The sequence below is a fragment of the Arthrobacter sp. Br18 genome (genome assembly GCF_000520555.1).
Taxonomy (GTDB): domain Bacteria; phylum Actinomycetota; class Actinomycetes; order Actinomycetales; family Micrococcaceae; genus Arthrobacter_D.
Window position 1 is genome coordinate 23879 of the sequence record NZ_KI914861.1, and the last position, 10506, is coordinate 34384.

Annotated in this window: 10 protein-coding genes and 1 pseudogene; 8 read left to right on the top strand and 3 right to left on the bottom strand. The window is 67.4% G+C overall.

Annotated elements, in window-relative coordinates; all coding sequences use genetic code 11:
- Positions 1-646, top strand: a pseudogene (locus tag Y704_RS25200) (hypothetical protein); the annotation flags it as partial.
- A gap of 148 nt (positions 647-794) precedes the next feature.
- On the opposite strand, the gene Y704_RS0109095 reads toward Y704_RS25200, so the two are convergent.
- Positions 795-2000 carry a heparan-alpha-glucosaminide N-acetyltransferase domain-containing protein gene (locus Y704_RS0109095; protein ID WP_026549891.1) on the bottom strand — a complete coding sequence of 402 codons (1206 nt, stop codon included), beginning with the start codon at positions 1998-2000 and terminating at the stop codon, positions 795-797.
- 12 nt (positions 2001-2012) lie between these two features.
- Positions 2013-2135 carry a hypothetical protein gene (locus Y704_RS25555; RefSeq protein WP_275451059.1) on the bottom strand — a complete coding sequence of 41 codons (123 nt, stop codon included), beginning with the start codon at positions 2133-2135 and terminating at the stop codon, positions 2013-2015.
- Between Y704_RS25555 and dapA the strand changes: the two genes are divergently transcribed.
- The 6 genes from dapA (at position 2134) to Y704_RS0109130 (ending at position 9450) form a co-directional block, all read left to right on the top strand.
- Positions 2134-3081 (top strand): 4-hydroxy-tetrahydrodipicolinate synthase, encoded by a 948-nt coding sequence (dapA, locus tag Y704_RS0109105; RefSeq protein WP_026549892.1) that lies wholly within the window; start codon positions 2134-2136, stop codon positions 3079-3081. The two genes, Y704_RS25555 and dapA, sit on opposite strands and share 2 nt — an antisense overlap.
- A complete protein-coding gene (locus Y704_RS0109110) occupies positions 3078-4769 on the top strand; it encodes a ribonuclease J (protein WP_026549893.1) in 1692 nt (563 codons plus the stop codon). The genes dapA and Y704_RS0109110 overlap by 4 nt, the downstream gene beginning before the upstream one ends.
- A 107-nt stretch (positions 4770-4876) precedes the next feature.
- On the top strand, positions 4877-7789 hold the full coding sequence (locus Y704_RS0109115; protein WP_026549894.1) for an FtsK/SpoIIIE family DNA translocase: 2913 nt from the start codon (positions 4877-4879) through the stop codon (positions 7787-7789).
- A gap of 9 nt (positions 7790-7798) precedes the next feature.
- Positions 7799-8404 (top strand): CDP-diacylglycerol--glycerol-3-phosphate 3-phosphatidyltransferase, encoded by a 606-nt coding sequence (gene pgsA / locus Y704_RS0109120; RefSeq protein WP_026549895.1) that lies wholly within the window; start codon positions 7799-7801, stop codon positions 8402-8404.
- On the top strand, positions 8401-8886 hold the full coding sequence (locus Y704_RS0109125) for a CinA family protein (protein WP_035772151.1): 486 nt from the start codon (positions 8401-8403) through the stop codon (positions 8884-8886). The genes pgsA and Y704_RS0109125 overlap by 4 nt, the downstream gene beginning before the upstream one ends.
- Before the next feature lie 123 nt (positions 8887-9009).
- Positions 9010-9450, top strand: a complete 441-nt coding sequence (locus Y704_RS0109130) for a helix-turn-helix domain-containing protein (RefSeq protein WP_026549897.1) — start codon at positions 9010-9012, stop codon at positions 9448-9450.
- A gap of 80 nt (positions 9451-9530) precedes the next feature.
- Here the strand turns inward: Y704_RS0109130 and Y704_RS0109135 are convergent, their stop codons facing one another.
- Positions 9531-10004 carry a MarR family winged helix-turn-helix transcriptional regulator gene (locus Y704_RS0109135; protein ID WP_026549898.1) on the bottom strand — a complete coding sequence of 158 codons (474 nt, stop codon included), beginning with the start codon at positions 10002-10004 and terminating at the stop codon, positions 9531-9533.
- 237 nt (positions 10005-10241) lie between these two features.
- On the opposite strand from Y704_RS0109135, the gene Y704_RS0109140 reads away from it, so the two are divergent.
- A complete protein-coding gene (locus Y704_RS0109140) occupies positions 10242-10463 on the top strand; it encodes a DUF3046 domain-containing protein (protein WP_026549899.1) in 222 nt (73 codons plus the stop codon).
- The last annotated feature ends 43 nt before the right edge of the window (positions 10464-10506 follow it).

Sequence of the window (10506 nt, forward strand, 5' to 3'; positions counted from 1 at the left end):
CGGCGAGGTACTCGCCGGGCGCTACCTGGACCTGTCCGCCGTTCTCAACGTGCACCTGCGCCGCGAGGTCACTGAGGTGATGCCTGTCGCCGACAGGGTGCTGACCCAGAAGGAAGGACAGGCGGTCGGACAGCACGGGATCAAGCAGTTCGACAAGAAGTTCCTGGTTGCCTATCTCGGGATGGTCCTGGCCTCGAATCCGTCCGGGGATCGGGAAGAGATGTTCAGGGAAATTCCCGCACCGGTCCGCCTCGCCTACCGGCTTGAGCCGATCCGCCTGCGCTGGATGGAGACGGCGGACCCCGGGACCGGCGAGGTACTCGCCGGGCGCTACCTGGACCTGTCCGCCGTTCTCAACGTGCACCTGCGCCGCGAGGTCACTGAGGTGATGCCTGTCGCCGACAGGGTGCTGACCCAGAAGGAAGGACAGGCGGTCGGACAGCACGGGATCAAGCAGTTCGACAAGAAGTTCCTGGTTGCCTATCTCGGGATGGTCCTGGCCTCGAATCCGTCCGGGGATCGGGAAGAGATGTTCAGGGAAATTCCCGCACCGGTCCGCCTCGCCTACCGGCTTGTCGGACGCAGGATGTATCGGCGACAGTACGCCACGCTCTTCCCGGGCCGCGCCATTCCCGACACCCTCTGACCCGCCCGACCGGCCGGGCGCGCCTCCGCGTTCGTCGAGCCGGATGGTGATCGCGCGAAGGGCTCCCCCGCGGTAGAGGCGCGTGTGTCGGAGCGGGTGGCGCGGCCGCCGCTGCGTGAAGGAGCGTCCGGCGACGTTGCGACACGGCCTAGCTTCCGGTCCGCCCGGCGCCCCTGCCCGCCTCCGGTGTCAGCCCGCTGCGTGCGGCACGGGACGCACCCGACGTCAGCAGTTCGAGCGGTCCACGCGTGTTGAGCCGGTGGAAGACGATCCCCAGGGCAACGAAGGCCAGGGCCTGGAACCAGAAGACGGCGGACGGCTCGGGCACGGGAAGCAGCTGATCGGCCCAGCTCATGATGCTGATGTGCAGGGCGTACAGCGTCAGGGTCATCGAACCGGGAGCTGACAGCGGCAGCAGGGCACGAGGACTCCGTCGGGTGAGCAGCAGGCAGACGCCGACGACCGCCGCTGCCGACCCCGCCGTGTGAGCGAGGTCGAGCACCGTCCCCGAGTGCGGGGTGCCGATGGCCAGCCACCACCACGACGTGCCCTGACCGATCTGCCGCACGCTGACGTCGAGCATGGCCTCGAGCGGATAGCCGGCTGCCTCCGGCGTCCGCAGCAGCGCGGCAAGGCCGCCCGCCGGTCCCAGCAGGTAGGAGCCGATCAGCTTCGTGCCGACTGCCGCCGCAAGCCCCACCGCCACCAGGGCGCACTGCACTCCGAGGCCCGCGAGCCGCAGGCGGCCGATCACCATGCCGATGAGCACGTAGCTCAGCCACTGCAGCGCCGGATAGTACCCGGTCACCAGGATGTCCGCGAGGAGGGTTGAGGGCACGAGGAGGTGCTCGAACATGGGATTGCCGCCGACGTCGGTAGGAAGCACCGCGGTTTCGATCCAGGGGCGGACGAGGAAGGCCGCAACAGGTGACAGCACCGTCCACCCGAGCGCCCACGCCGCGAGCGCGGGCAGGCGCAGGCCCGTGAAGGGCAGAGCGAGCAGGAACAGTATCCCGTAGTGGAACAGGATGACGGCGATGTTCGTCTCCACGCCGCCCAGCACCAGACCCACCAGCAGGATGATGGCTGCCCGGACGGCAATGCCCCGCCGATCCATCGAGAGACTGCGCCCCGTGCGGGGTGAACTGCCTCCTGTCAGCAGGGCGAGGCCGATTCCTGCCACCACGGCGAACAAGGCCGAAGCGCGCCCCGTGAACAGAAGGGCGATCCAGGTGGCGCTGGCGGTGCCGGGCACATACAACGGGAAGACGTGGGTGCTCATCATGCCGAAGAGCGCAATGCCGCGCGCAGCATCGATACCGCTGAGACGCCGCGAGGCGGACTGGGTGGACATCATCCGATGTTCTCACAGCGCCATGGCAGCAACCCCGGGAATGCCGGCATCGACCCAACCGGCGCGGGGAAAGCCGCACTCGTCCTGCTTTCTGACACCGAAAACCGACGCCAGACCGGGTAACGTTTCACCCATGCCCGAGACCACACCCAGAAACCTTCCGTTCGGCACCCTGGTCACCGCCATGGTGACACCCTTCACCGAGAACGGTGCTGTGGATTATGACGCGACCGCGGCACTCGCATCCCGGCTGGTGGATGACGGCTGCGACGGGCTGGTGGTATCCGGAACCACGGGCGAGACCTCCACCCTCGAGGACTCGGAGAAGGAAGAGCTGTTCCGGGTGGTGGCCGGGGCCGTGGGCGGCAGGGCCAAGGTCATTGCCGGGACCGGCACCAACCACACGTCACATTCGGTGGAGATGGCGAAGCGGGCCGCGCGGGCCGGTGCCGACGCCCAACTCGTGGTGACGCCCTATTACAACAAGCCCACCCAGGCAGGCGTGCTGGCGCACTTCGCCGCCGTCGCCGCCGCGAGTGACCTGCCGATCATGATCTACGACATTCCGGGCCGCTCCGGCATCCCCATCACCACCGAGACGATGATCCGCCTCGCCGACCACCCGTCCATCCAAGCGCTCAAGGACGCGAAGGCCGACTACGCGGCGGTGACACGGGTGCTGGCCAACACGAGCCTGGACGTCTATTCAGGCGACGACGGACTGACGCTGCCGTGGATGGCCGCCGGCGCCGTCGGAGTGGTCAGTGTCAGCGCGCATGTGGCAACCGCCGCATTCCGGGCGCTGGTGGACGCCGCAGCGGGCGGGAACTACGCAGAGGCGCGCCGCATCCACTTCGAACTCGACCCGGTCGTGCGGGCCGTGATGACGCATATCCCGGGAGCGGTGTCGGCGAAGCAGATCCTGAAGCTGCAGGGCGTCCTGCCGAACGCCGTCGTGCGGCTTCCCCTCGTGGAGCCGACCGCCGCCGAGATGGACGGGGTCTTCGCTGACCTGGCGGAAGCCGGCTGGGATCTCGACCGGGGTACGCCCGGCGAGGACGTGGCGCGGTCGGACGCGTGACTCCGGCCGCGGGCGCTGAGCCGGCCCGGCCGCCGGCGCTCGAGCCTGGCACGCTGCGGATCATCCCCCTCGGCGGGCTCGGCGAGATCGGCCGGAACATGGCCGTGTTCGAGATCGAGGCAAAGCTCCTGATCGTCGACTGCGGGGTCCTCTTCCCGGAGGAGAACCAGCCCGGCGTCGACCTCATCCTGCCCGATTTCTCCTACCTGGAGGATCGGCTCGACGACATCGTGGGGCTCGTCCTGACCCATGGCCACGAAGACCACATCGGCGCTGTCCCCTACCTCCTCCGGCTCAAGGCCGACATCCCGCTTGTCGGATCCCAGCTCACCCTTGCCCTGATCGAGGCGAAGCTGCAGGAACACCGCATCCGGCCGTACACGCTGACCGTCTCCGAGGGGCAGATCGAGCAGTTCGGGCCGTTCGAGTGTGAGTTCGTGGCAGTCAACCACTCCATCCCCGACGCCCTCGCCGTCTTCATCCGCACGGCCGCGGGCACGGTGCTGCACACCGGCGACTTCAAGATGGACCAGTTGCCGCTTGACGGCAGGATTACCGACCTCCGTGCCTTTGCGCGGCTCGGCGAGGAGGGGGTCGACCTGCTGATGGTCGATTCCACCAACGCCGACGTTCCCGGCTTCACCACGGCGGAGCGCGAGATCGGCCCGGTCCTGAAGACCCTGTTCTCCTCGGTCACGAAACGCATCATCGTGGCCTCCTTCTCCTCCCATGTGCACCGCGTCCAGCAGGTGATCGACGCCGCGGAAGCGCACGGGCGGTTCGTGTGTTTCGCGGGCAGGTCGATGGTGCGCAACATGGGCATCGCGGCGTCGCTCGGCTATCTCCGGGTGCCCGAGGGCATCCTCGTCGATATCAAGAACGTCGACGACCTGCCGGACGACCGCGTGGTGCTGATGTCCACGGGATCCCAGGGGGAGCCGATGGCGGCCCTCTCTCGGATGGCCAACGGCGACCACCGGATCTCGGTAGGGAAGGGCGACACCGTGATCCTGGCGTCGTCACTCATCCCGGGAAACGAGAACGCCGTCTTCCGGGTCATCAACGGGCTGCTCAAACTGGGTGCCGACGTCATCCACAAGGGCAACGCGAAGGTGCACGTCTCCGGTCATGCCGCGGCGGGGGAGCTGCTGTACTGCTACAACATACTCCGCCCCCGCAACGTGATGCCGGTGCACGGCGAAACCCGGCACCTCATCGCCAACGGCCGCCTCGCCGAACAGACCGGTGTTCCGGCAGCGAACGTCCTGCTCGCGGACGACGGGTCCGTGGTCGACCTCGTGAGCGGCACGGCGCGAATCGTCGGCGCCGTCGAATGCGGCTACGTCTACGTGGACGGTGCCAGCATCGGCGAAATTACCGACGCCGACCTCAAGGACCGCCGTATCCTCGGCGAGGAGGGGTTCATCTCCATCATTACCGTGGTCAACCGCACCACGGGGGAAATCGTCTCCGGCCCCGACATCCACGCGCGGGGGTTCGCCGAGGACGATTCGGTATTCGATGAGATCACGCCGCAGCTCAGCAAGGCCCTCGAGGAAGCTGTCCGGAACAATCGGGACCACACCACCTACCAGCTGCAGCAGGTGGTGCGCCGGATGATCGGCACCTGGGTCAACCGCAGGTACCGCCGCCGTCCCATGATCATTCCGGTGATCCTCGAGGCGTAGTCCGCCGGAAGGTCAACCAGCGGGCCCATCCCGCCCACAACGTCGGATTCCCGGGACGGCAGCGTAGATCCCGGGAAGCAGGCACCGGATCCGGTACCGTTGACGGTATGGCCACCCGTACTTCCCCTGCCCCCCGGGGGCCGCAGCAGTCGCGCAGCAAGAAGTCCCCTGCCGCTGCGCGTCCCACTCCGGCCAGGAGCACCCCCAAGACCAGGCAGAGCACCAGCCAGAGCCCCCAGCAGGAGACCGGGCGAAAGACCGGGCAGAAAGCCGCTTCCCCCTCGGAGTATCCCGAGGAGAGGCCCTCGCTGCCGCTCAGGGCCGTGCGCGGCGCATGGATGGGCGTCGCCGGCCTCGCCGGATCGGGCGTTCGCAAGTTCGGGCACGACGTCGATCCGGAACGGGACACCCGCCGCGACGGCACCGGATTCTTCCTCCTGCTGCTGGCCATGGCCGTTGCCGCAGTGGAATGGTGGGCCCTGACGGGTCCGCTCGCACGCGGTGTCCATGCGGTGGCCGGCGGCACTTTCGGGTGGATGGCGCTGCTGGTTCCCTTTCTGCTGCTAGTGGGCGCCGTCCGGTTGTTCCGTTATCCGGAGCAGCACCGCGCCAACAACCGCATCGCCATCGGCCAGCTGGTCATCCTGTTCGCCGGTTCGGGAATCGCCCACCTGGTGGGCGGCAGGCCGGGCCTGTCCGAAGGATTCGATCCGCTCTGGCGGGCAGGGGGCGTGGTGGGGTTCCTCACCGCCGGGCCCCTGAGCGGGCTCCTCACTATCTGGCCCGTGTACTTTCTCCTCGCCCTCGCAGTCCTCCTGGGAACGCTCATCGTCACGGCAACGCCCCTGCGGCACATCCCGCGCCGGCTCCGGACGCTCTACGAGCACCTGATGGGCCAGGATCTCATCGACCGTGATTCCGCCGACGACGGGACCGGGTCCAACCACGACCAGAGCTACCTCTACGAGGCGCACGGCTCCACGGCCAGATCGACGCCGAAGAAGAATAAGCGCTTCTTCGGCAAGGACCGCACCGAACAGCCGTATGACGCCGACGCCGACGGGTACGTGGGCGATGAAGCCTTCGAACGCGCCGTGATCGAGGACGAGGAGCGGAAGGCGCGCGAAGCCGAAGCGCAGATACCGGCCGGCATGCGCCGACCTACGCAGCAGGAACTCGCCGCCGAGAAGATCAAGCAGGCGCAGGGCATCGGGTCGACCGCGGCCCGGGCTCCCGAATCAACGCCGGAGCGGATACCGGAGGGCGCCACCGAGGCCATCGACGTCGTCCCTGCGGCGAAGGCACTGATCGTGCCGTCCACGCCGGTGCAGCCTCAGGCTCCTCCCACTCCGATCCCCCAGCGGACCGAACAGCTCCAGCTGGCCGGGGACGTCACCTACACCCTGCCACCGTCGGATTACCTCCCTGCCGGCACGCCTCCCAAGGAGCGCTCGGAAGCCAACGACGCCGTCGTCGCGGCGCTGACCCACACCATGGACCAGTTCCACGTCGACGCGAAGGTCACCGGCTTCTCCCGTGGACCGACAGTGACGCGCTACGAGATCGAACTCGCGCCCGGCACTAAGGTGGAGCGCGTCACAGCGCTGTCGAAGAACATCTCCTACGCCGTCGCCAGTTCGGACGTCCGCATCCTGTCGCCCATCCCCGGCAAGTCGGCCATCGGTATCGAGATCCCGAACACGGACCGCGAAACGGTTTCCCTGGGAGACGTGCTGCGCTCCGGCAACGCCCGGAAGACCGACCATCCGATGGTCATGGGCGTGGGCAAGGACGTCGAGGGCGGCTTCGTGGTCGCGAACCTCGCCAAGATGCCGCACCTGCTCGTTGCTGGTGCCACCGGCGCCGGCAAGTCCTCCTTCGTGAACTCGATGATCACCTCGATCCTCATGCGGTCGACGCCCGATGAGGTCCGCATGGTGATGGTCGATCCCAAGCGCGTGGAACTTACCGCCTACGAGGGCGTCCCGCACCTCATCACGCCCATCATCACCAGCCCGAAGAAAGCCGCCGAGGCGCTGCAGTGGGTGGTCCGCGAGATGGACACGCGCTACGACGACCTCGCGAACTACGGCTACAAGCACATCGACGACTTCAACAAGGCCGTCCGGAACGGCAAGATCATCCCGCCCGAGGGCTCCAAGCGCGTGGTGCGCCCGTACCCCTACCTGCTGGTGATCGTGGACGAGCTGGCCGACCTCATGATGGTCGCGCCACGCGACGTGGAGGATTCGATCGTCCGCATCACCCAGCTCGCCCGCGCCGCCGGCATCCACCTCGTGCTCGCCACGCAACGGCCGTCGGTCGACGTCGTCACGGGACTCATCAAGGCGAACGTGCCCTCGCGCATGGCCTTCGCGACGTCGTCGGTCACTGACTCCCGCGTGGTCCTCGACCAGCCGGGAGCGGAGAAGCTCATCGGGCAGGGCGACGCGCTGTTCCTGCCCATGGGCGCCTCCAAACCGATGCGCGTCCAGGGTGCGTGGGTCACTGAATCGGAGATCCACCGCGTCGTGGAGCACGTCAAGGGCCAGTTGTCGGCCGTCTACCGCCAGGACGTGGCGGTGGAGGCGCCGAAGAAGCAGGTCGAGGACGACATCGGGGACGACCTCGACGTCCTGCTGCAGGCCACCGAGCTCGTGGTCACCACCCAGTTCGGCTCGACGTCGATGCTCCAGCGCAAGCTCCGCGTGGGGTTCGCCAAGGCCGGCCGCCTGATGGATCTCCTCGAGTCCAGGGGGGTGGTGGGGCCCTCCGAAGGGTCGAAGGCGCGCGATGTGCTCGTCAAGCCCGACGATCTCGCGCCGGTCCTCGCCGCCATGCGCGGCGACGAGCCGGCGACCGCCCCGGCGGCGCCTCCGACCCCGCGTCCCCCTGCTCCGGTGGACCTCGTGGCCGATGACCTGGCGGCACGCACCCAGGCCCTGGACTACGCGGACGGAAGCTCGGGAAGCGACGACGACGACGGGAACGAGGACGCCTGGAACCTCACCGGCAGGTAGCCTTGTCGTGTGACGAACACTCCAGCCCTGCCGGTACCGGTTCTGAACATTGCGAACGTCCTGACCGTCGTTCGGATCCTGCTGGTCCCCTTCTTCGTGTGGTTCCTGCTGGCCGACAACAGCGAGGGCGGATTCCTCCGCTGGCTGGCGGTCGCCACGTTCGCCGTCGCGATCTATACGGACAAGCTCGACGGCGACCTTGCGCGCAGCCGCGGACTGATCACCGACTTCGGGAAGATCGCGGATCCGATCGCCGACAAGCTCCTGATCGGGTCGGCCCTGATCCTGCTGTCCGTGCTCGGGGAGCTGTGGTGGTGGGTGACCCTCGTGATCCTCGGACGGGAACTCGGTGTCACCGTCCTGAGGTTCGCGGTGATCCGCTACGGCGTGATGCCGGCCTCGCGGGGCGGGAAGCTGAAGACGGTCATCCAGACCGTCGCCATCCTGCTGTTCCTCCTTCCGCTGCAGGCGGTTCTCGGCGACTGGGCCTGGTGGACTGCCGCAGCCGTGATGGGCGCCGCCCTGGTGGTGACGGTGGTCACGGGTGTCGACTACGTTCTCCAGGCACGCCGGCTGCGCTCAGCGGCGAAATCGCCGCCTTCCTCTGCGGCATGACGCCTGACGACGTGGTCGCACAGGTTCTGCGGGCAGGCCTGACTGTTGCCACCGCTGAATCGTTGACGGCAGGCGAGGTGGCCGCGGCCCTCGCCGGCGTTCCCGGAGCTTCGGGGATGCTGAAGGGCGGGGTGGTGGCATATTCCAACGTCATCAAGGAGCGCGTCCTCGCGGTCGACCCGCTGCTCCTGGCGGAGGCCGGGTCGGTGGACGCGGAGGTGGCCCGCCAGATGGCCGTGGGAGTCCGGATCCTGATGGATACCGATCTTGCGGTGTCGACCACCGGAGCCGCCGGACCCGAGCCGCACGACGGCAAGCCGGTGGGAACAGTGTTCGTCGCGGTTGCCTCGGCCTCGGGCACCCGCGTGGAGGAATTCCGGTTCTCGGGGAACCGCGGGGAGATCCGCCAGCAATCCTGCGGCGCCGCATTGAAACTGCTCGCAGCCGCGCTGTCCATGGGAACAAAAGATGCGGCGGGTTAGTTATGGATAGTGTCCGCCGTTGATAAGGTTGACGACTAGAGCTCAAGACATCCGGGCCGGTCACTATTTCCGCGGCATCGCCCCCTGGGCGGCGCCGCACTTATGAGGGAGCAAGGCATACCGATGGCAAAGCAACCCGTATCCGTAAACGGTGTGATCCGTTGGCGTGATGTGGGGCTGGCAGATGATGCACAACGCAAGCCCAAGGAGCGCAAAATGGTGGTTCTACGCCATGAGATCGGGGACGTCCTCCGGGATGTCCGCCAGCGCCAGGGCAGGACTCTCCGGGAGGTGTCCCACAGTGCGAGGGTTTCCCTCGGGTACCTGAGCGAAGTGGAGCGCGGCCAGAAGGAAGCCTCATCTGAACTCCTCTCATCCATCTGCGGCGCCCTGGACGTTCCCCTGTCCTTGATGCTGCGGGAAGTCAGCGATCGTCTCGCAGAGGCAGAGGGTGTTTCGATCCCGGATACCATCCCACAGGAATTCTCCCGCGAGTTCGAGGACAATCTGCCCGACGACCTCACCAACGAATTTCGCCGGGGACTCGCCGCCACCAACCGGTAGGCGCTCCTCGTGTGCAGGAAGCCCGTCCCGTGGGGGCGGGCTTCCTGTATTTCCGCCGGGATCCCTACCCGCTGGAATCCCTACCAGTTGTCCTTGGTGTAGGTGGAGTTGAGCTGGGCGATCAGGTTTCCCAGCTGGGTGAGATCAGTCACGTCCCAGTCCTCCATGAGCTGGTGGAAAGCCTGCTTCCGCGCTGTCTGCGCGGTCACGAGCTGCCGGGTGCCCGACGGCGTCAGGGAAATCGCCTGCGCCCGTCCATCCAGCGGATCAGCTTCCTTCTGGACGAGGCCCAGCTGTTCGAGCATCGCAATCTGCCGGCTCACCGACGGTTTACCCACGCCGATGCTCGCAGCGAGGTCCGTCAGCCGCATGGAGCCCTCCCGCTGCAGGATCACGAGCAAACCGTAGGCCGCAGGCTCCATGTCCGGGTGGACCCGGCGCGCTACCTTGTAGGAGTTGGAACGGGCACGCCTCCAGAGCATGCTGAGTTGTTGCTCGAGCGCCTCGATTGCGGTATCTACGTCTGAATCGGTACTTGCGGGCTGGGCTTCCATGTCGCTTATTCTAGGGTTCAGACCCCCGCATTCCGCTATGGGGCTCCGAGGGAAGGTATCCGCCCGACTCGGCAGCAGCCGCCACGAACGCCCCGGCCGGATTCCCGGGCGGTGCGTTGCGGGAAACTTCCTCGCGAAACCCCGGTCCCAACCGGCGAAGGAATCGTCGTGGATCCGAAGAATGCCGGTCCGGGTGCGCCGGACCTACCGACTATCTGCAGGAGGAAAGGACACCGGATGCGTCTGAGCGACTTCTGGAGGCGAATGAATGACGAGTTCGGGGACACCTACTCGCGCACGCTCGCCGCGGACCTGGTTCTGGATGAGCTGGGGGACAGGACGGCGCTTGACGCACTGTCCGCGGGAATCGACCCGCGGCGGGTCTGGGGTGCCGTCTGCGATGCGCAGGACGTGCCGCTTCAGCGGCGTCTCGGTCGGGATGTCGCGCCCCGGCAGTGATGGTGCCGCCCCGGCGCGGCGCGGCGGGGCCGGCGGCCGTCCT